Origin of the sequence: Rugamonas rubra (assembly GCF_900114705.1) — a bacterium.
Classification (GTDB): Bacteria; Pseudomonadota; Gammaproteobacteria; order Burkholderiales; family Burkholderiaceae_D; genus Rugamonas; species Rugamonas rubra.
The window spans coordinates 105,533-125,494 of sequence record NZ_FOTW01000022.1; the positions used below are offsets into that span (position 1 = coordinate 105,533).

The following is a 19,962-nucleotide window of genomic DNA, read 5'->3' on the forward strand; positions in this document are numbered from 1 at the left end:
GGATAGATGGAAAAAATCCACCGGCGCGATGTTTGCGCGCGGCCGCGCTGCGCTACACTGGCAGGCGCGCCGCCGCTTCATCGATCAATTGACGAAAGGAATTCCCCCATGCCAGCCCGCCAGACCGCCGCCGATTTCGATCCCGAAGTATTGAAACTGTTCGACCAATACGTCCACGGCCGCCTGTCGCGGCGCGGCTTCCTCGCCTCGGCGGGGCAGTACGCGGTGGGCGGGGCGACGGCGGCCGGCCTGCTCGGCGCGCTCAGCCCGAGCTTCGCGGCGCCCATCGTCGACGCCGCCGACAGCCGCGTCAAGGCGCGCTTCGTCGAGTATCCCTCGCCGCTGGGCAACGGCACGGCGCGCGGCTACCTGGTCGAGCCGGCCAAGGCCAAGGGTAAGTTGCCGCTGGTGCTGGTGGCGCACGAGAACCGCGGCCTGAACCCGCACATCGAGGACATCGCGCGCCGGCTGGCGCTGGACGGCTTCATCGCCTTCGCGCCGGACGCGCTGTTCCCGCTGGGCGGCTATCCGGGCGACGAGGACAAGGCGCGCGCCCTGTTCGGCAAGCTCGACAACAACAAGACGCGCGGCGATTTCGTCGCCGCCGCGCACCTGCTGGAGAAGCTGCCCGAAGGCAACGGCAAGGTCGGCGTGGTCGGCTTCTGCTACGGCGGCGGCATCGCCAACTACCTGGCCACCGAGCTGCCGGAGCTGGCGGCGGCGGTGCCGTTCTATGGCGCCCAGCCGGCGCCGGCCGACACGGCGCGCATCAAGGCGCCGCTGCTGATCCACGACGCCGGCAACGACGAGCGCATCCGCGCCGGCTGGCCGGCCTACGAGAAGGCCTTGAAGGAGGCCGGCGTGGCCTACCAGTACTTCGTCTATCCGGGCGTCGAGCACGGCTTCAACAACGACACCACGCCGCGCTTCGACGCCGCCGCCGCCAAGCTGGCCTGGCAGCGCACGGTCGACTTCCTGCACGCCAAGCTGGGCTGAGGCAGCCGGCGCGACATCTTCGCGCCGCCGTTCGATTGCGCACATACGCCGCCTTTGCAATGCCGCACTATCTGGGCACGCACACAAAGGAGACGTTCCCATGCAAGCACATTCAGCACCAGCCGCCGCGCTGTCGTTCATTCGCGGAGGGCCTGCACATGTCCAAAGCTAAACAGAACGGCGCCAACGGCGGCGCCGCCGCGACCAGTCCATCCGCCATGCCGTCTGCCAGCGTCGGCAACGGCGGTGAGTGGCACCAAGGGCAGGCGGACGGCACGCTCAGCACCAACCAGGGCCTGCCCGTTGCCGACAACCAGAACTCGCTGCGCGCCGGCGCGCGCGGTCCGACGCTGCTCGAGGACTTCATCCTGCGCGAGAAGATCACCCACTTCGACCACGAGCGCATCCCCGAGCGCATCGTCCACGCCCGCGGCACGGGGGCGCACGGCTACTTCGAACTGAGCGAATCGCTGGCCCCGTTCAGCCGCGCCAAGGTGCTGACCGAGGTGGGCCAGCGCACGCCCCTGTTCGCCCGCTTTTCGACCGTGGCCGGCGGCTCCGGCTCGTCCGACACGCCGCGCGACGTGCGCGGCTTCGCCGTCAAGCTGTACACCAAGGAGGGTAACTGGGACCTGGTCGGCAACAGTATCCCGGTGTTCTTCATCCAGGACGCGATCAAGTTCCCCGACCTGATCCACGCCGTCAAGATGGAGCCGGACCGCGGCTTCCCGCAGGCCGCCACCGCCCACGACACGTTCTGGGACTTCATCTCGCTGACCCCGGAGGCCATGCACATGGTGCTGTGGGCGATGTCGGACCGCACGCTGCCGCGCTCGCTGCGCATGATGGAGGGCTTCGGCATCCACAGCTTCCGCCTGCTCAACGAGGGGGGCGAGTCGACCTTTGTCAAGTTCCACTGGCGGCCGGCGCTGGGCCTGCAATCGACCATCTGGGACGAGGCCGTCAAGATCGCCGGCGCCGACCCGGACTTCCACCGGCGCGAGCTGTTCGAGGCGATCAGCAACGGCCAGTTCCCGCAATGGGACTTGGCGGTGCAGCTGTTCACCGAGGAGCAGGCCGCCGCGTTCCCGTTCGACCATCTCGACGCCACCAAGCTGATCCCCGAGGAGTTGGTTCCCTTGAAGACGATCGGCCGCATGGTGCTCGACCGCTGGCCGGACAATTTTTTCGCCGAGACCGAGCAGGTGGCGTTCTGTCCGTCGCACCTGGTCCCCGGCATTGACTTCTCCGACGACCCGCTGCTGCAGGGGCGCCTGTTCTCCTACCTCGACACGCAGCTGTCGCGGCTAGGCTCGCCCAACTTCCACCAGTTGCCGATCAACGCGCCGCAATGCCCGTTCGGCAACGGCCAGCGCGACGGCCATATGCAGACGCAGCGGCCGAGCGGCCGCGTCGCCTACGAGCCCAATTCCTTGTCCACCGAGACGCCGCGCGAACGCCCCGACGGCTTCCGCAGCGCCGCCGTGGCGGCGGACGGCGCCAAGGGCCGCATCCGCGCCGCGTCGTTCGGCGACCACTACAGCCAGGCGCGCCAGTTCTACCTCAGCCAGGGCGTGCACGAGCAGGCCCACATCGCCTCGGCGCTGGTGTTCGAGTTGTCCAAGGTCGAGCATCCGCACATCCGCGCGGCGATGGTCGGCCACCTGCGCCATGTCGACGCCGACCTGGCCGGGCGCGTGGCGGCGGGGCTGGGCATCGAGCGGCTGCCGGAGGCGCCGGCCGCCATGCAGCCGGTCCAGCAATTGCCGCCGTCGCCGGCGCTGCAACTCATCGGCAAGATGAAGGCGACGCTGGAGGGGCGCGCCGTCGGCCTGCTGGTGGCCGACGGTTCCGACCGCGCGCTGGTCGACGGCATCGTCGCGGCGGTGAGGCAGGCCGGCGCCGGCTGCAAGATCATCGCCCGCCGCATCGGCGAGGTCGCCTTGTCGGACCAGTCGCGCCTGAAGGTGGACGCCCAGTTGGCCGGCACGCCGTCGGTGATGTTCGACGCGGTGGCCGTCGTGTTGAGCGCCAAGGCCGGCGCCGAGTTGAGCTTGGAGGCCGCCGCCGTCGACTTCGTCCGCGACGCCTTCGGCCACCTGAAGGCCATCGCGGCCGACGACGGCGCCCGCGCCCTGCTGGCGAAGGCCGGTGTGGTGGACGACGAGGGCGTCGTCGCGGCGGCCGACTGCGCGGCGTTCGTCCGCGCCGCGATGACGCGCCAGTGGGGCCGGGAGAAGTCGGTGCGCACCCTGGCCTGAGCGGCGCCGCCGGCGGCCGGTCCGCCGGCGCTTAGGGTCGCGTAGGGTCGCTTAGGGGCGCGGCTGGGGCAGGGCGGGCGGCACGACGATGGCGTCGTTCAGGCGGAGGAATTTGAAGCCGGCCAGCTTGCGCCCGTTCCTGCCGGCGCGGGCGTTTTGCTGTTCGCGTTCGGCGGCGCGGGCGGCGAACTGCTCGAAGCTTTCCTCGCGCACCTGCGGCTCGGCCGAGTGGAGGAACATGCGCTTGCCGTCGGCCGTCGTGACGACCAGGCCGACGTGGGTGGTCAGGTAGGCGCCGTCGCGCAGCGAGACGACGTTGACCATGTCGCCTTGCTCCAGCTGGGCGAGCACGCCGTCGACGCGCTCCTTCGGCACGTAGTATTCGGTGCTGACCTGCACCGGCAGGCTGACCTCGGTGTGGTGCTGGGTGCGCAGGAAGCGCTGGCGGTCCACCGTCAACTGGTAGGAGGCGGCGAAGTCGCCGGCCAGTTGGCGCGACACGTCGGTGAGCAGCCAGGCGTTGTTCTGGTTCCAGTCCTGCTCGGTGTAGTGGTTGCGGCTGGCGACGCCGATCACGCCGTCCTTGTAGCGGATGCGCTGCAACATCCAGAAGAACTCCTCCCAGTTGCGCGACAGCGCCATCGCATACGTGTGTTCGGCGAACACCACGCAGTCGCTTTGCGCCAGGCTGAACAGGGGCAGCGTGTCGTGGATCTGGTAGGGGAACTCGCCCAGCAGGTTCAAGGCGTAGGGCTGGCCGAGGTTGCGCCGGCCGATGGCGGCGATGCGCTTGCGCAGGTCCGGTTCCGCCACCCGCATCCGGGCGATGTAGGCGCCGGCTTCGGCCGGCGTCATCTGGAACAGCTGCTTTTGCGGCGGGGGCGGCGCTGTCGTCGCCGCTTGGGCGCCGGCGCCGGCGCCGGCGGCCAGCAGCGCGGCCAGCGCGAACGACGCGATCTTGTGCGGGAATTTCATCGGCTCAAAAGTCTAAGACTGTACAACAAGCGGGGCGGCCCGGGGGGATTTGCTGCACTGCGCCGCCGGCCGCCGGCCGCCGCCGCATCGCCCGCTTGCCGCGCCGGCGGAGCCGCCGCGCCGCCTTGCGGGATGTTTAGCCGATCTCGGCCGTGTCGGCCTCTGCGCGATCCCACTGCGGGAAGGGATCGGCCAGCCGCGCCCACGCGGTGGGGCCGGCGGCCAGCTCCCGCTCGGTCAGCAGGCAGGCGTGGAAGGCGCGCTCGATGGCGGCGCGGTCCATCGCCTGGCCGATGAACACCAGCTCGTTGACCCTGTCGCCGTAGGGCTCCTGCCAGATCGCCTCGATCTCGCGGCGGTCGGCGTGGCCCTCGGCCGGCCAGTTGTGCCGGTCGCTGGCGGCCCACCAGTGGCCGACCGGCTCGGCCGAGGCGACCTTGCCGGCGCGCGAGTAGGCGACCGCCCAGTCGGGCCGGCTGGCCAGCCAGACGTAGCCCTTGGCGCGGATCAGGCCGGCGAAGGGCTGGTCGAGGAAGCCGTCGAAGCGCTGCGGGTGCAGCGGCAGGCGGCTGCGCAGCACGAAGTTGGCGATGCCGTACTCCTCGGTCTCCGGGGTGTGGATGCCGGCCAGCTCGCGCGCCCAGCCGGCCATGGCGCTGGCCTTCTCCAGGTCGAATTTTCCGGTGCCGAGGATCTTCTGCAACGGAACCTGGCCGCGCCGGGCGTAGACCAGCTCCGCCGTCGGGTTCAGCGCGCGGATGACGGCCTTCACGTCGGCCAGTTGGGCGCCGGTGACCAGGTCGGTCTTGCTGACCACGACGACGTCGGCGAACTCGATCTGCTCGCACAGCAGGGCGGCCAGGCTGCGCTCGTCGCCCTCGCCGGCGGTGGCGCCGCGCTGCGCCAGGAAGTCGGCGCTGTGGTAGTCGTCGAGCAGGTTGAGGGCGTCGACCACGGTGACCATGGTGTCGATGCGGGCGACGTCGTTGAGCGAGTCGCCGTGCTCGTCGGCGAAGTCGAAGGTGGCGGCCACCGGCATCGGTTCGCCGATGCCGGTTGATTCGATCAGCAGGTAGTCGAAGCGCTGCTCCGCCGCCAGCTTGCGCACCTCCTCCAGCAGGTCTTCGCGCAGTGTGCAGCAGATGCAGCCGTTGCTCATCTCGACCATCTTCTCCTCGGTGCGCGAGAGGGCGGCGCCGGCGCTCTCCGCGCCCTTGCGCAGCAGCGAGGCGTCGATGTTGACCTCGCTCATGTCGTTGACGATGACGGCCACGCGCAGGCCCTCGCGGTTGGCCAGCACGTGGTTGAGCAGGGTCGTCTTGCCGGCGCCAAGAAAACCGGAGAGGACGGTGACGGGCAGGCGCGGATCGGATTTGGGCATGGTGGGGCTCACAGGTGGATGCGCGGCGGGGCGCGTTGTTATTGCAATCGAGTTGCATCATAACGTCGCCACGTCTCTAATGCAAGATAGTTGCATTAGAATTGTTCGGCTGGCGGCTGGCGGCTGTGCTTTGCTGTGGTGCTTGGAGGCGGGGAAAGGGCGGGGGCGCGCGCGGCGCTCAGCCGGGCTTGACGCAGTTCGGGCAGGTGCCCTTGATGAGGAAATCGACTTCCTGCGTCTGGAAACCGGCCGGCAGCTTGATCTTGCGCGGCAGCGGCACGTCGGTGAAGCAGGTCACCACGTCGCACTTGGTGCATTGGAAGTGGGCGTGCTCGTGCGCGTGGTGGCCGGCGCCGGCGCTGAAGCGCCAGACCTGGTCGGCGCCGGCGATGCGGTGCACCAGTTCGTTCTCGGTCAGCCATTCCAGCACGCGGTACAAGGTGACCGGGTCGAGCGCCTCCCCGGCCAGTTGGTCGAGGATCTCGTGGTGGGTCAGCGAGCCGCCCCGGCCCAGCAGGAAAGCCAGCACGATGACGCGCTGCCGGGTCACGCGCGCACCGGTGGCGCGGATCTTTTCTTCGGCTTGGCTGGCGATGGAGGGCTGCATAGTGTCTCGGTCGAATCGGGTGGGAAGCCCCGCCATGTTACCACGGCGGCCCGCGCGTCAAGCTTCAACGCAAGTCGTTTGCGTTTGTGGGAGTGCTGCCATTGGCCGGGGCTAGCGGTCGCCCATCCGCCGCCCTGGCTTCGCTGTCGTTCGCGCGCGCTTGGCGGGCCAGCCATCGCTGGCTAAGGTTTGCCGGCGTCGAAGCGCGCGGAGATGACGTCGCGGTAGAACTGGCCCGCCGCGTCGCTGCCGCCGATGACGTACAGGCGGCCGTCCTCCTCCACCGCCGCCAGCCCGGCGCGGCCGGTGGGCAGCTTGCCGGTGGGCGTGATGCGCCAGCGGCCCAGCGCGTCCGGCAGGCCCTCGTTGCGGTGCACATAGGTGAAGTTGATCCAGTTGGCATAGGCGCCGGTGCCGGGCTGGCCGCCGACGGTGAAGATGAGCGAGGAGTTCGGCATCGTCGGCACCGGCGCGAACACGCTGGCGTGGCCGTACAGGCCGGAGGTCAGGCGCGCCGCCGAGCTTTGCCAGGGCTTGAGCGTGCCGTCGGGGCGCGGCATGGCGACCTGGACGTCGTCGAACACGTCGTACAGGTCCAAATCGCCCCAGCCGCCGAGCACCACGATGTTCTTGTGCACGGCCAGCGCCTGCGGGCTGCTGCGGCCGCCCTTGAGGTGGAAGTTGGCGATTTGCCAGGGACCGAGCTGGCAGTTGTTGTTCAGTTTCGCCACTTCGACGGTGTCGAGGTGGACGGTGTCGGCGCCGATCTGCGTGACGCCGGCGACCGCGTACAGGTAGCTGCCCTGGTCGGTGTGAATGGCCACCAGGCTGTGGTTGGAACGCGGCGTCTTCAAATGGCCGGCGTTGGTGGTCCAGGCGGACAGGTGGCCGTCGGCCTGGATGCGGGCGTACTGCACGTCGTCGTAGTAGGTGAGCGAGGTCGGCGTGGACGAGCTGCCGCCGGCCAAGAACAGGCAGCCGCCGGCGCGGGTGGTGGCGGCGCCGGCGCGCGCGTTCTGGAACGACGGTTCGGCCGTCCACGGGCCCAGGCGGCCATTGGCGCCTATGGTCGAGCGGCGCACGCTGTCGTAGTAGGTGACCACGCCGCTGCTGGCGTCGAACTGGTATCCGCCGGCGACGTAGATCTGTTTGTTGGCCAGCGTCGCGGCGAGGTAGGTGCGCGGCTCGGGCAGCTGCGGCTCGGTCTCGAAGGGGCAGAAGGCGGGGGCGTCGGTCGGCATCCAGGACTGGCGGCAGTCGCCGTTGTCGGCGAAGGCGCTGGGCAGGGCGAAGGCGGCGAGCAGCGGGAGGTGGGTGGGTTTCATGTTCGGCTCCATTTCGGGTGTGCTGTGCGGTTTGCTGAGGATTCAATCTGCCCTCGGATTGCCGGCGCATTGATCTTTATGCTAGACCCAAGCTGAGCGGTTTCTTTGTGCGGTATTAAGGATCGTGTTCCGCAGGCGAGTGGCCATATTTGCACCATTTCGGTGCGTGCAACTCGGATTGGTGCAGATTCATTGAAAGGCGATCAAGTAATTCAACGCCGCGACTGGCACACATCTTGCTCATGTCAATAGGTAGCGTTACCTATTGCAAAGCCACCATGCCCGATTGCCTGTCCAGCCGAGAACCAACCGTCAGCCCCAGCGCCTGGCAGGCCAGCCTCGCGCTGCGTTTCGCCGACGATGCCGGCACCACGCGCTTGGTCGACAAGCGCCACGTCGGGCCGCTGCGCGTGCAGAAGGCGCTGTATCCGGAGGGCGGGGCGGTGTGCCACGCCATCGTGGTCCATCCGCCCGGCGGCGTGGTCGGCGGCGACCGGTTGGCGATCCGCGCCGAGGTCGGCGCGCAGGCGCGCGCGCTGCTCACCACGCCGGGCGCGGCCAAGTGGTACAAGGCCAACGGCAAGCGCTCCCGCCAGGACGTGCGGTTGGAGGTCGGCGCCGGCGCGTCGCTGGAGTGGCTGCCGCAGGAGACCATCTTCTTCGACCACGCCGACGTCGCGCTGGAGCAGCACGTGGCGTTGGCGGCGGACGCCAGCTACATCGGCTGCGAGATCCTGTGCATGGGGCGGCGCGCCTCCGGCGAGTCGTTCAGCGCGGGACGTGTCAGCCAGCGCAGCCAGATCCAGCGCGCCGGAAAATTGATTTGGTGGGAGCAGGGCGTGCTGCTGGGCGGCCGGCTGGATAGTCCGCTGGGGCTGCAGGGCGCCTCCGTTTGCGCCACCCTGATCGCGGTCGGCAAGCCGCTGCCCGCCTCGGTGCTGGACCAGCTGCGCGCCGACCTGGCCGCCCTTGCCACACCCTCTGGCGCGGCGAAGGTCGGCGTCAGCCAGGCCAAGGGCGTGCTGGTGGCGCGCCACTTGGGCGACGACAGCGAGCTCGCGCGCCACCTCATGCTCGCCGTGTGGCGCCGTTTGCGCCCGCATCTGCTGGAGCGCGTGGCGGTGGTGCCGCGCATCTGGCAAACCTGAATTGGAATCCCCATGGACCTCACCCCAAGAGAAAAAGACAAGCTGCTGATCTTCACCGCCGGCCTGCTGGCCGAGCGCCGGCTGGCGCGCGGCCTGAAGCTGAACTATCCGGAGGCGGTGGCGCTGATCAGCGCGGCCATCATGGAGGGCGCGCGCGACGGCAAGACGGTGGCCGAGCTGATGTCGGACGGCGCCAAGATCCTGACCCGCGCCGACGTCATGGACGGCATCGCCGAGATGATCCCGGACATCCAGGTCGAGGCCACCTTCCCGGACGGTAGCAAGCTGGTGACCGTCCACCATCCGATCCCCTGAGCCGCCGCCATGTCGCCGTTCCACTCCATGCCGCCGCCCGCCATTGCCGCCCTTATCCAAAGGCGGCCCGGCCGGCCGCAATCGTCCCGCCACCCACAAGGCGACGGGTGTTCGAACACCAACCACTACCAGACATTGTTCTTACGGAGCGCATCATGATTCCAGGTGAATTCATTCTTGAAGAGGGCGAAATCGGCCTGAACACGGGCCGCGAGGTCGGCAGCGTGACGGTGGAGAACCGGGGCGACCGGCCGATCCAGGTCGGCTCGCACTTCCACTTTTTCGAGGTCAATCCGGCGCTGACCTTCGAGCGCTGGCGCGCCTACGGCATGCGGCTCAACATTGCGGCGGGCACCGCCGTGCGCTTCGAGCCGGGCCAGAAGCGCACGGTGGAGCTGGTCAAGGTGGCCGGCGAGAAGAAGATCTACGGCTTCAACGGCGCCGTCATGGGCGCGCTGCAAGCGACTCCACCGAAGGGCTGACATGGCGACCATTTCCCGCTCCGCCTACGCCGAGATGTTCGGCCCGACCACGGGCGACCGCATCCGGCTGGCCGACACCGAGCTGTTCATCGAGATCGAGCGCGACTTCGCCACCTACGGCGAGGAGGTCAAGTTCGGCGGCGGCAAGGTGATCCGCGACGGCATGGGCCAGTCGCAGCGCGTCCACGCCGAGGTGATGGACACGGTGATCACCAACGCGGTGATCCTCGACCACTGGGGCATCGTCAAGGCCGACATCGGCCTGAAGAACGGCCTGATCGCGGCGATCGGCAAGGCCGGCAATCCGGACATCCAGCCGAACGTGACGATGTCGATCGGCGCGGCCACCGAGATCATCGCCGGCGAGGGCCTGATCGTCACCGCCGGCGGGGTCGACACGCACATCCACTTCATCTGCCCGCAGCAGATCGAGGAGGCCTTGATGAGCGGCGTGACGACGATGATAGGCGGCGGCACCGGGCCGGCGGCCGGCACCTCGGCCACCACCTGCACGCCGGGGCCGTGGCATCTGCACGCCATGCTGGGCGCGGCCGACGCCTTCCCGATGAACCTGGGCTTCCTCGGCAAGGGCAACGTCAGCCTGCCGGCGCCGCTGGAGGAGCAGGTACGCGCCGGCGCCATCGGCCTCAAGCTGCACGAGGACTGGGGCAGCACGCCGGCCGCCATCGACAACTGCCTGTCGGTGGCCGACCGGATGGACGTGCAGGTGGCGATCCACAGCGACACGCTCAACGAGGGCGGCTTCCTGGAGCACACGCTGGCCGCCTTCAAGGACCGCACCATCCACACCTTCCACACCGAGGGGGCGGGCGGCGGCCACGCGCCGGACATCATCGCCGCCGTCGGCCAGGCCAACGTGCTGCCGTCGTCGACCAATCCGACCCGGCCGTTCACCGTCAACACGCTCGACGAGCACCTGGACATGCTGATGGTCTGCCACCACCTCGACTCGGCCATCGCCGAGGACGTGGCCTTCGCCGAGTCGCGCATCCGCCGCGAGACCATCGCCGCCGAGGACATCCTGCACGACCTGGGCGCGATCTCGATGATGTCGTCGGACTCGCAGGCCATGGGCCGGGTCGGCGAGGTGATCATGCGCACCTGGCAGACGGCGCACAAGATGAAGGTGCAGCGCGGCGCGCTGGCGCCGGACGGCGCGCGCAACGACAACTTCCGCGTCAAGCGCTACGTCGCCAAGTACACCATCAACCCGGCCATCACGCACGGCATCGCCCACGCGGTCGGCTCGCTGGAGGTGGGCAAGATCGCCGACATCGTGCTGTGGAAGCCGGCCTTCTTCGGCGTCAAGCCGTCGATGATCCTGAAGGGCGGGATGATCGCGGCGGCGCAGATGGGCGACCCGAACGCGTCGATCCCGACGCCGCAGCCGGTGCACTACCGGATGATGTTCGGCGCCTTCGGCGGCGGCCTGAAAAAGTCCTTCACCTTCGTCTCGCAGGCGGCCTACGACGCCGGCATCGGCGAACAGCTGAAGTTGAACAAGACGCTGATCGTGGCCAAGAACATGCGCGCGCTGCGCAAGAGCGACATGATCCACAACGGCGCCACGCCGAACATGGAGGTCGATCCCGAAACCTACGAGGTGCGCGCCGACGGCGAGCTGCTGGTGTGCGAGGCGGCCGCCGTGCTGCCGATGGCGCAGCGCTACTTCCTGTTCTGACGCGCACCGCCCCCAAGCACAAGGAACCCCATGCTGACCCTACACACCAAAATCGACCACGCCGACACCATCGCCGCCCAACTGGTGCTGCCCTACGAGCTGCGCGAGAAGTGCCGCCTGCGCGCCACCTTGTCCACCGGCGAGGAGGTGGCCGTGTTCACCGTGCGCGGCACCGTGCTGCGCGACGGCGACCTGCTGACCGGCGAGGACAAGCGCGTGGTGCAGGTGGTGGCCGCCGCCGAGCCGACCTACAAGGTCAGCTGCGCCGACGCGCACACGCTGCTGCGCTGCGCCTTCCATCTGGGCAACCGCCACACGCAAGCGCAGGTGGGCGACGGCTTCCTGCGCATCCGCGCCGACGCCGTGCTCAAGGAGATGCTGGCCGGCCTGGGCGCGCGCGTCGAGGAGGAGGCGGCCGGCTTCGAGCCGGAGTCGGGCGCCTACGCTGGCGGCCACGGCCACCATGGCGACCACGGCGATGGCGGCGGCCACCATGCGCTGGCGCCGATTCCGCTGCGCCAACGCATCCACCGTCCAAGCGACGTGGCGTGATGCAGGCCGCCGCCCTGCTGAACCTGCTGCAGTTCGCCAGCCCGGCCCTGCCGATCGGCGCCTACAGCTATTCGCAGGGGCTGGAGGCGGCGTTGGAGAACGGCATGGTGAAGGACGCCGACAGCGCGCGGCGCTGGATCGTGCGCCATCTGCACGAGGTGGTGGCGCAGTGGGAGGCGCCGGTGTGCTGGCGTCTGATGCGCGCCTTCGCCGCGCGCGACGGTGCCGCCGTGGCGCAGTGGAGCGAGCGCTTCATCGCCTCGCGCGACAGCGCCGAGTTCCGCGCCGAGACGATACAGATGGGCTTTTCGCTGAGCCGCCTGATCGCCGAGCTGGGCGTGGCGGAGGCGGCGGCGCTGGCGCTGCTGCAGCGCGAGGCCGAGGTGTCGCTGCCGGCCGCCTTCGCCTGCGCCGTCGACGCGCTGGCCATCCCGCACGAGGCGGCGCTGCTGGCGATGCTGTTCGCCTGGGCCGAGAACCAGGTGCTGGTGTGCGTCAAGTCGGTGCCGCTGGGGCAGGTGGCGGGGCAGCGTTTGCTGCTGTCGCTGCGGCCCGAGCTGGAGGCGGCGGCGCGCTACGCGCAGAACGTCGCCGACGACGAGATGTCCAACTGGGCGCCGGGCCTGTCGCTGCTGTCGATGCAGCACGAGGTGCAGTACAGCCGGCTCTACCGATCCTAAACCTTTTGAAGACTGCGAGAAGACGATGACTATCCCCACCTCCAACCCGCTGCGCGTCGGCATCGGCGGCCCGGTCGGCTCCGGCAAGACGGCGCTGTGCGAAATGCTCTGCAAGGGCATGCGCGAGCAATACGACATGGCCGTGATCACCAACGACATCTACACCAAGGAGGACATGGAGATCCTGCTGCGCGCCGGCGCCTTGCCGGCCGAGCGGCTGATGGGCGTGGAGACGGGCGGCTGTCCGCACACGGCGATCCGCGAGGACGCCTCGATCAACCTGGAGGCGATCGCCCGCATGCAGGCCGACTTCCCGCAGCTCGACCTGATCCTGATCGAGTCGGGCGGCGACAACCTGGCCGCCACCTTCAGCCCGGAGCTGTCCGATTTGACCATCTACGTGATCGACGTGGCCGGCGGCGAGAAGATCCCGCGCAAGGGCGGGCCGGGCATCACCCGCTCCGATCTGCTGATCATCAACAAGACCGATCTGGCGCCGTATGTCGGCGCCAACCTGGACGTGATGGCGCGCGACGCCAAGCGCATGCGCGGCGAGCGCCCCTTCATCTTCACCAATCTGCGCAGCGGCGACGGGGTCGCCGGCGTGATCGAATTCATCCGCGAACAAGGCCTGCTGGAGCAGGTCGCGCACAACGCCAAGGAGGCCGCATGAACTATTCTAAAACCCTGTTGGCCGGCGCGCTGGCGCTGGTCTGCCTGCCGGCGCTGGCGCATCCCGAGACGGCGCCGCACGCGCACGGCTTCCTCGACGGCTTCGCCCATCCGTTCAGCGGCGCCGACCATCTGTTGGCGATGCTGGCGGTGGGCATGTGGAGCGTGCGCCAAGCGAACGCGCAGGCGCTGCCGCCGACCTTCCTCGGCATGATGCTGTTGGGCGTGTTGAGCGGCGTGGCGGGGCTGGCGATTCCCGGCCTGGAACTGGGCATCGCCTTGACGGTGGTCCTGATGGGGGCCTTGATCGCGCTGGCGGCGCGGCTGCCGGCGCCGGCCGGCGCGGCGCTGGTGGGGCTGTTCGCCGTCCTGCACGGCAACGCCCACGGCCACGAGCTGCCGCAGGCGGCCAGCGCGATGGGACTGCTGGCGGCCAGCGCCCTGCTGATTCTGGCGGGGCGGGCGCTGGGCCGGGTCAGCCCGGCGCTGGTGAGCAAGTTGTCCGGCGCGCTGATCGCCGCCGTCGGCCTGCTGCTGGTGACCGGCGTCTGAGCAGCGCTCAGGAAGGACGGTCGTCGCTGCGCCGCTCGGACAGGATGATCGGCGCCGCCTTGGCCGGATACAGGCCGAGGTGGCCGTCGAAGCCGGCGCGGATGGCGGCCATGTCGAGCTCCTGGTCGCCCGTCAGGTGGACGTGCTCGACCAGTCCCAGCGTCTTGTTGGGGTAGTCGATATACACCAGCACCAGCGGCACCTTGGCCTCCAGCGCCAGGTGGTAGAAGCCGCTCTTCCAGTTGGGCCGGTAGCCGCGCGTACCCTCGGGGGTGATGCCGACCCAGTACCAGTCGGCCGCGTTCATGCGCGCCGCCTGGGTGCGGATGGTGCCGCTGGGCGTGCCGCGCTCGACCGGCTCGCCGCCCATCTTGCGGAACCAGCCGCCCAACGGGGTCTTGAACAGCGAGTCCTTGGCCAGCCAGCGGAAGGGCAGGTTGAGCGCCCATTTGCCGACCAGGCCGATGGGGAAGTCCCAGTTCGAGGTGTGCGGATAGATCACGCAGATGCCGCGCGGGCCGGGCAGCGGGCGGTACAGCAGGCGCCAGCCGAACAGGCCCAGCACGCGCAAGGCGGCGCGCTGGCCCCAGGTCGGCAGGTCCTGCGCTTGGAGTTGGTATTTGCTCATGGTTTTCCCTGTCCTGTGGTGTGGCGTTTGTTTTGTTTTATTATCACTATTGACAGGCCGGCATTTACCTCGTCAAAAAATCCGCGCAGGCATTCTATATTGCGCTACCGCACCCAGCAAGCTTTAGCTGCCGCCGCCGCGGATGGCGGGCGGAACCATTTCGCGTGTTTCTTGTCAAACAGATCATGGTATTCACGCCGCCCGCACCCATGCGGCGGCCAACGTGATCGGGAGCTGCATGACAGCAAGAACAATATTCTGCGTGAGCTTGGGCGGCGACAATTTTGGGGAGGAATGCGGTGCGGTGGTCGAGGGTTGGGAGGTGGGCCGGGCGGCCGGCCTGGCGGAAGCGCGTCGCCTGCTGCGCCAGCGTCCCTACGCGCTGGGACTGCTGCTGATCGGGCCGCAGCGCCAGCTCGACGGCGAACTCGAGCGGTTTCTGCGCGAGCATTGGCGGCAGCACTGGGTCGCCGTGCTCGACGCCACGGCCCTGCGCAGTCCCGCCAGCCGGCAACTGGTGTTCGAGCATTGCGCCGATTTCCACACCCGGCCCGTCGACGTGCCGCGGTTGCGCCACACCTTGGGCCACGTCCACGGCCTGGCCAGCCTGCGTGCCGAGGCAGGCGCGGACGCGCCGGCGCTTTTGCGCTCCAGTCCGCTGACCGGCCACAGCGAGGCCGTGGCCACGCTGCGCCGGCAGATCGCCAAGGTGGCGGGGGCCGGCGCGCCGGTGCTGATCTGGGGCGAGAGCGGCAGCGGCAAGGAGCTGGTGGCGCAGGCGGTGCACGCCCAGTCGGCGCGCGCCGGCGGCCCCTTCGTGCCGGTCAACTGCGGCGCCATGCCGGCCGGCCTGATCCAGTCCGAGTTGTTCGGCCACCAGCGCGGCGCCTTCACCGGCGCGGCGCGCGACAAGCGCGGCCTGATCGAGGCGGCGGCCGGCGGTTCGTTGTTCCTCGACGAGATCGGCGACCTGCCGCTGGAGTTGCAGGCCAACCTGCTGCGCTTCCTACAGGAAAAGACCATCTACCGGCTCGGCTCGACGCAGAGCGTCAGCGTCGACGTGCGGGTGATCGCCGCCTCGCACGTCGACCTGCAACGGGCGGTCGAGCGCGGCAGCTTCCGCGAGGACCTGTACTACCGGCTCAACGTGCTGGCGCTGGACGTGCCGGCGCTGCGCCAGCGGCGCGACGATCTGGAGGCGCTGGCCGAGCATTTCTTCCACACCTACGCGGCCGAGCGGGCGCCGCGCGTCAAGGGCTTCAGCGCCAAGGCCCTGCAGGCGATCCGCGCGCACGACTGGCCGGGCAATGTGCGCGAGCTGATCAACCGGGTGCGGCGGGCGATGGTGATGGCCGACGGCCGCCTGATCGCACCGCGCGACCTCGGCCTGGACGAGGCCGCTGCCGCCGCGCCGGCCGACCGCGACGCGCTCGACCAGGCCCGCATCCGCGCCGAGCGCGACGCCATCGACGCCAGCCTGCTGCGGGCCGGGCGCAACATCACGCTGGCGGCGCGCGACCTGGGTGTCTCGCGCATGACACTGTACCGCCTGCTGGCCAAGCACGGCATCGGCGCGCCGGCGCGCGCCGGCCGGCCCTGAGCGCGGCCGCCGCCGGCCGCCGCCGATCCCATCCCTGTTACAGCTTGCGCACGTGAAATTCGACGCCGCCGCGCCGGCCCGGCCAGGGGCGGCGCCGGGGCCGGCACGGCGCGCCGGCGGGGTGGCGGCGGGTGGCGCGCCCGCTTGGCGTGTCACAGCGGCGTGACGAAAGGCCTGGGCACGGCGCCGGACGGCGCTCCGCGCCGACCCGGCGGACGCCGACATATCGTTGAGTTTCAATGGCTTAGCGCGCTTTTGTGGGTGGTGGCATCAACTTTGCGAAGGAGGGACAACCGGGTGTACGGCCCCCCCGGCGCAAGCCATCCCTTTGTTCAACCCACGGAAGCAGGAGCAGCTATGAAAAGAACTTTGCTAGCCACGGCCATCGCCTTGGCGTTCAGTGCCAGCGCCTTTGCGCAGACCACCACGCCGCCGACCACCGCCACGACGCAGTCGGGCATGGGCGCGCATGCCAACGACAATTCGCTCTCGTTGCAGGACAGCAGCAGCAACCGCAACAACGACAGCAGCAACAAGAACGATAACAACAACAGCAGCGGCCACGCCGTCGCCAGCGACCAAGGCATCGCCGCCAACAACGGCGCCACGGCCACCTTCACCTCGTCCTCGGCCACCGCCACCAGCACGCTGTCGGGCACCGTCAGCGGCAACACCGTGAGCAACATCGGCAACAACGCCAGCAACACCGGCGCCCTGAACGGCGGTGCCGGCGCCACCGGCAGCGGCGGTGCCGGCACCGGCGGCGCCACCAGCGCCACCGGCGGCGCCGGGGCGGGCGCCAGCGGTGGCGCCGGCGCCGCCGGCGGCGTTGGCGGCACGGCCAGCAACGGCAGCGCCAGCAACGGCGCGCCCTCGGTCGGCGGCTCGACCGGCGGCAACAGCGGCGCCGGCGGCGCCGCCACCGGCGCCAGCAGCGGCATCGCCGGCGCCGGCGGCATGGGCGGGGCGGGCGGCAGCGGCGGCGCCGGCGGCGCCGGCACGGGCGGTAGCGGCGGCGGCGGCGGCAACACCGGCGCGGCGACGGGCGGCGCGGGCGGCAACGCCGGCGGCTCGACCGGCGGTTCCGGCGGCGCCAGCGGCATGGCCAACGGCAGCAACGGCGGCAACGGCGGCGCGACCGGCAACGCCAGCGGCGGCGGCGGCGGCGTGGGCGGCTTGGCCGGCGCCGGCGGTGCCGGCGCGGCCGGCGGCGGCTCGACCAGCGGCGGCTCCAGCGCCAGCAACACCTCGGGTGGCGGCGCGGCCGGCACCGGCGCCGCCTCGGCGGCCAACAGCGGCATCATTCCGGCCGAGACGGAAACCGGCACGCCGGGCGGGCAGACGGCCGGCGCGACCAGCGGCGGCGCCGGCGGCGGCAGCGCCACGGCCGGCGACAGCAACTCCAGCTCCGGCGTGGCCACGGCCGGCGCCGGCGGCAACGGCGCCGGCGGCGGTTCGGGCGGCGCCGGCGGCGCCGGCGCGGCGGGCGGCAACACGGCCGGCAACGGCGCCGCCGGCGGCAGCGCCACCAGCGGTGCCGGTGGCGCCGGGGCGGGCGTCAGCGACACCGCCGGCAGCGGCGCGGCGGCCAGCACCGGCGCCGGTGGCGCCGGCGCGGCGGGCGGCGCCGGCGCTAGCACGGGCGGCGCCGGCGCGGCCGGCGCGGCCGGCGGCGGCGGCGGTTCGAGCGGCACGGCGCAGAACAGCGGCGGCGCGGGCGCGGCGGGCGGCGCGGCGACGGGCGGCACGGCCAGCAACGGCGCGCCGACCAACGGCAGCGCCACGGCCGGCGACGGCGGCGCCGGCGGCGGCGGCGGCGGCGGCAACACCGGCGGCGCGGGCGGCTCGGCCGGCACCAACACGGCCGGTGCCGGCACCGGCGGCGCCGGCACCGGCGGCATGGGCGGGGCGGCCGGCAACATCAGCGTCGACGCCGGCACCTTCAACATGTCCAACAGCATGAGCAGCGTCGGCCAGTCGGCCGCCGGCATCATGGTGGCCAACCAGAACAGCGGCATCTCGGCCCTGGTGCAGCAAAGCGTGAACGTGCAGGCCAATTTGGCGGTCGGCAAATAGCCCAAGGCGGCGTGGCGCGTCGGCGACGGCGCGCCACGCCCTGGTTCGGGCCGGCCGGCCCGGCCGGGCCGGTGTGTTCGGCCGGTCGGCGCCGTCCGGCGCTTCACGATGTGGGAGGGCAATATGCTCAAACTAGGAATCAAACCAAGGGCCGGCCGCGCGCTGGCCCTGTCCTTGGCCGTGTCGGCGGCGCTGGCCGCGCCGGGCCTGGCCTGGGCCGGCGGGCCGGCCTTGGCGCCGCCGCAAGCGGACGGCGCCGGTCCTGCCCCGGCCCTTGCTACACCCGGCGTTGCAACCGTTGCGACCGTTGCCACACCCGCAACACCCGGTGCCACGACGGTTGTTGTACCTGCTGTTGCGCCCGCCGGCGCCGCCAGCGAGAACGGGCCGCCTGCGCCAGCGGAAAGCGCCCCGTTCTCGCTGGCGGCGCTGGCGCCCGAGCGCCTGGAGCGCATGCGCGGCGGCGCCGACGCCGTGTGGAACGACATGAAACTGAGCGGCGCGGTCAGCGGCAACACGGCGGTCAACGTGGCCACCGGCAGCAACATCATCACCAACGGCTCGTTCGGCGGCGCCTCCGGCCTGCCGATCGCCATCCAGAATTCCGGTGCCAACGTTCTGATCCAGAACGCCACCATCGTCAACGTGCAGCTGCGATGAACCCCGCCACCCCTCGCGCGCGGCTGGCGGCGCTGGCGGCGCTGGCGGCCCTGGCCGCCCTGGCAGCCGCCGCGCCGGCCGCCGCGCTGGACATGCCCGGCGTCGGCGGCGGCAGCTACGCGGTGCCGGTGGTCGACCTGAAGGCGGCGCGCTTCGCCACCACCCTGCACCAGCGCTACGACTTCAGTTGCGGCTCGGCCGCGCTGGCCACCCTGCTCAGCTTCCACTACGGCGCGCCGGTCAGCGAGCAGGGCGTGTTCGCCGAGATGTACGCCCATGGCGACCAGGACAAGATCCGCCGCGACGGCTTCTCGCTGCTCGACATGAAGCGCTACCTGGCGGCGCACGGCTGGCGCGCCGACGGCTTCGAGCAGCCGCTCGACAAGCTGGCCGAGGTCGGCTTTCCGGCCATCGTGCTGGTGTCCGAGCGCGGCTACCGCCACTTCGTCGTCGTCAAGGGCCTGCGCGACGGCCGCGTGCTGCTGGGCGACCCGGCCGGCGGCGCGCGCGCCATGCCGCGCGCCGCCTTCGAGGCGATCTGGCAGAGCCGCCTGTTGTTCGTCATCCACGGCTGGGCCGGCAAGGCGCGCTTCAACGACGCGGCCGACTGGCGCGTGGCGCCGGCGGCGCCGCTGGCGCTGGGCGTCGCCCGCGACGGCCTGGGCAACATCACGCTGCCGAAAAACGGCGGCGGCAACTTCTGAGGGGGCGGCCATGCGCTGGCGTTCGCTGCCCCTGTTGTGCCTCCTCTCCCACGGGCTGGCGCCGGCCACGGCGGCCGACGCGCCCGCCGACGCGGCCGTCGCGGTGGCCGCAGTGGCCGCGGTGGCCGCCCCGGCCGAAGGCGCGGGGCAGCTGGCCGAGCACGCCGTGGCCGGCCCGGCCGACGGCTGGCTGCCCTTGCCCGACCACGCCCTGGAGCAGGCCCGTGGCGGTTTCGAGCTCGGCAACGGCCTGCTGGTCTCGCTAGGTGTCGAAAGATTGGTTTCGATCAACGGCAATCTTGTCGCAAGCAGTAACTTCAGTATTGCCGACGTGACAAAACTGAGCGGCGCCGAGGCCTTGCGGGCCGGCGCGGCGCTGGCGGGGCTGACGCTGGTGCAGAACGGTCCCGGCAACGTCTTCCTGCCCGGTGGCATGGACCAGGCGGGCGCGCTGGTGATCCAGAACAGCGCCAACGACCAGTTGATCCGCAGCCAGACCACCATCAGCACCACCGTCAACAGCCTGTCCCTGCTCAAGACCCTGCAGTTCGAGGGGGCCCTGCGCGACGCCCTGAGCAACGTGGTCGGGCCGAAGTGAGGCGGGCCGGGGCCGGCGCTGGGCCGGCGCGGACACGGCGGCGCTCAT

General features: G+C 70.7%; 20 protein-coding genes. 15 read left to right on the forward strand and 5 right to left on the reverse strand.

The features are described from left to right. The first annotated feature begins 108 nt into the window (after positions 1-108). Complete coding sequence (locus tag BM252_RS21925) at positions 109-996, forward strand: dienelactone hydrolase family protein (RefSeq protein ID WP_093389803.1); 888 nt, start codon at positions 109-111, stop codon at positions 994-996. A gap of 218 nt (positions 997-1,214) precedes the next feature. Continuing rightward, positions 1,215-3,257, forward strand: a complete 2,043-nt coding sequence (locus BM252_RS21930; RefSeq protein ID WP_217429949.1) for a catalase — start codon at positions 1,215-1,217, stop codon at positions 3,255-3,257. A gap of 51 nt (positions 3,258-3,308) precedes the next feature. Here BM252_RS21930 and BM252_RS21935 read toward each other — a convergent pair whose 3' ends face one another. From BM252_RS21935 to BM252_RS21950, 4 genes are all read right to left on the reverse strand, one after another. Beyond that, positions 3,309-4,232 (reverse strand): N-acetylmuramoyl-L-alanine amidase-like domain-containing protein, encoded by a 924-nt coding sequence (locus BM252_RS21935; RefSeq protein WP_093389805.1) that lies wholly within the window; start codon positions 4,230-4,232, stop codon positions 3,309-3,311. Between the two features lie 136 nt (positions 4,233-4,368). Further along, the gene (locus BM252_RS21940) at positions 4,369-5,613 is read right to left on the reverse strand and encodes a GTP-binding protein (RefSeq protein WP_093389846.1); all 1,245 of its coding nucleotides are present in this window, start codon (positions 5,611-5,613) and stop codon (positions 4,369-4,371) included. Positions 5,614-5,791: 178 nt separating this feature from the next. Continuing rightward, the gene (locus BM252_RS21945) at positions 5,792-6,220 is read right to left on the reverse strand and encodes a Fur family transcriptional regulator (protein WP_093389806.1); all 429 of its coding nucleotides are present in this window, start codon (positions 6,218-6,220) and stop codon (positions 5,792-5,794) included. A 182-nt stretch (positions 6,221-6,402) separates the two neighbouring features. Further along, complete coding sequence (locus BM252_RS21950; RefSeq protein ID WP_139236667.1) at positions 6,403-7,545, reverse strand: Kelch repeat-containing protein; 1,143 nt, start codon at positions 7,543-7,545, stop codon at positions 6,403-6,405. Positions 7,546-7,823: 278 nt separating this feature from the next. Here BM252_RS21950 and BM252_RS21955 point away from each other — a divergent pair, with 278 nt between their 5' ends. The 8 genes from BM252_RS21955 (at position 7,824) to BM252_RS21990 (ending at position 13,648) form a co-directional block, all read left to right on the forward strand. Continuing rightward, on the forward strand, positions 7,824-8,693 hold the full coding sequence (locus tag BM252_RS21955) for an urease accessory protein UreD (RefSeq protein WP_093389808.1): 870 nt from the start codon (positions 7,824-7,826) through the stop codon (positions 8,691-8,693). Between the two features lie 12 nt (positions 8,694-8,705). Further along, a complete protein-coding gene (locus BM252_RS21960; protein ID WP_093389809.1) occupies positions 8,706-9,008 on the forward strand; it encodes an urease subunit gamma in 303 nt (100 codons plus the stop codon). Between the two features lie 155 nt (positions 9,009-9,163). Then, complete coding sequence (locus tag BM252_RS21965; protein ID WP_093389810.1) at positions 9,164-9,490, forward strand: urease subunit beta; 327 nt, start codon at positions 9,164-9,166, stop codon at positions 9,488-9,490. Between the two features lies 1 nt (position 9,491). Beyond that, on the forward strand, positions 9,492-11,192 hold the full coding sequence (gene ureC, locus BM252_RS21970; protein ID WP_093389811.1) for an urease subunit alpha: 1,701 nt from the start codon (positions 9,492-9,494) through the stop codon (positions 11,190-11,192). A 30-nt stretch (positions 11,193-11,222) separates the two neighbouring features. Beyond that, the gene (ureE, locus tag BM252_RS21975; RefSeq protein ID WP_093389812.1) at positions 11,223-11,744 is read left to right on the forward strand and encodes an urease accessory protein UreE; all 522 of its coding nucleotides are present in this window, start codon (positions 11,223-11,225) and stop codon (positions 11,742-11,744) included. Beyond that, positions 11,744-12,424: an urease accessory protein UreF gene (locus BM252_RS21980; RefSeq protein ID WP_093389813.1), complete on the forward strand. Its 681-nt coding sequence runs from the start codon at positions 11,744-11,746 to the stop codon at positions 12,422-12,424. The genes ureE and BM252_RS21980 overlap by 1 nt, the downstream gene beginning before the upstream one ends. A gap of 25 nt (positions 12,425-12,449) precedes the next feature. After that, positions 12,450-13,097, forward strand: a complete 648-nt coding sequence (gene ureG / locus BM252_RS21985; protein WP_093389814.1) for an urease accessory protein UreG — start codon at positions 12,450-12,452, stop codon at positions 13,095-13,097. Then, a complete protein-coding gene (locus BM252_RS21990; protein WP_093389815.1) occupies positions 13,094-13,648 on the forward strand; it encodes a HupE/UreJ family protein in 555 nt (184 codons plus the stop codon). The genes ureG and BM252_RS21990 overlap by 4 nt, the downstream gene beginning before the upstream one ends. A 7-nt stretch (positions 13,649-13,655) precedes the next feature. Here BM252_RS21990 and BM252_RS21995 read toward each other — a convergent pair whose 3' ends face one another. Further along, complete coding sequence (locus BM252_RS21995) at positions 13,656-14,276, reverse strand: 1-acyl-sn-glycerol-3-phosphate acyltransferase (protein ID WP_093389816.1); 621 nt, start codon at positions 14,274-14,276, stop codon at positions 13,656-13,658. 238 nt (positions 14,277-14,514) lie between these two features. Here BM252_RS21995 and BM252_RS22000 point away from each other — a divergent pair, with 238 nt between their 5' ends. The 5 genes from BM252_RS22000 (at position 14,515) to BM252_RS22020 (ending at position 19,914) form a co-directional block, all read left to right on the forward strand. Next, complete coding sequence (locus BM252_RS22000) at positions 14,515-15,876, forward strand: sigma-54 dependent transcriptional regulator (RefSeq protein WP_093389817.1); 1,362 nt, start codon at positions 14,515-14,517, stop codon at positions 15,874-15,876. A gap of 357 nt (positions 15,877-16,233) precedes the next feature. Continuing rightward, positions 16,234-17,952, forward strand: coding sequence for a hypothetical protein (locus BM252_RS22005; RefSeq protein WP_093389818.1), 1,719 nt, complete (start codon positions 16,234-16,236; stop codon positions 17,950-17,952). A 123-nt stretch (positions 17,953-18,075) separates the two neighbouring features. Next, positions 18,076-18,612 (forward strand): hypothetical protein, encoded by a 537-nt coding sequence (locus BM252_RS31170; protein WP_174900626.1) that lies wholly within the window; start codon positions 18,076-18,078, stop codon positions 18,610-18,612. Next, complete coding sequence (locus tag BM252_RS22015) at positions 18,609-19,316, forward strand: C39 family peptidase (protein ID WP_093389819.1); 708 nt, start codon at positions 18,609-18,611, stop codon at positions 19,314-19,316. Before BM252_RS31170 ends, BM252_RS22015 begins: the two co-directional genes overlap by 4 nt. A 10-nt stretch (positions 19,317-19,326) precedes the next feature. Then, positions 19,327-19,914 carry a hypothetical protein gene (locus BM252_RS22020; protein WP_245774384.1) on the forward strand — a complete coding sequence of 196 codons (588 nt, stop codon included), beginning with the start codon at positions 19,327-19,329 and terminating at the stop codon, positions 19,912-19,914. Positions 19,915-19,962 lie beyond the last annotated feature (48 nt).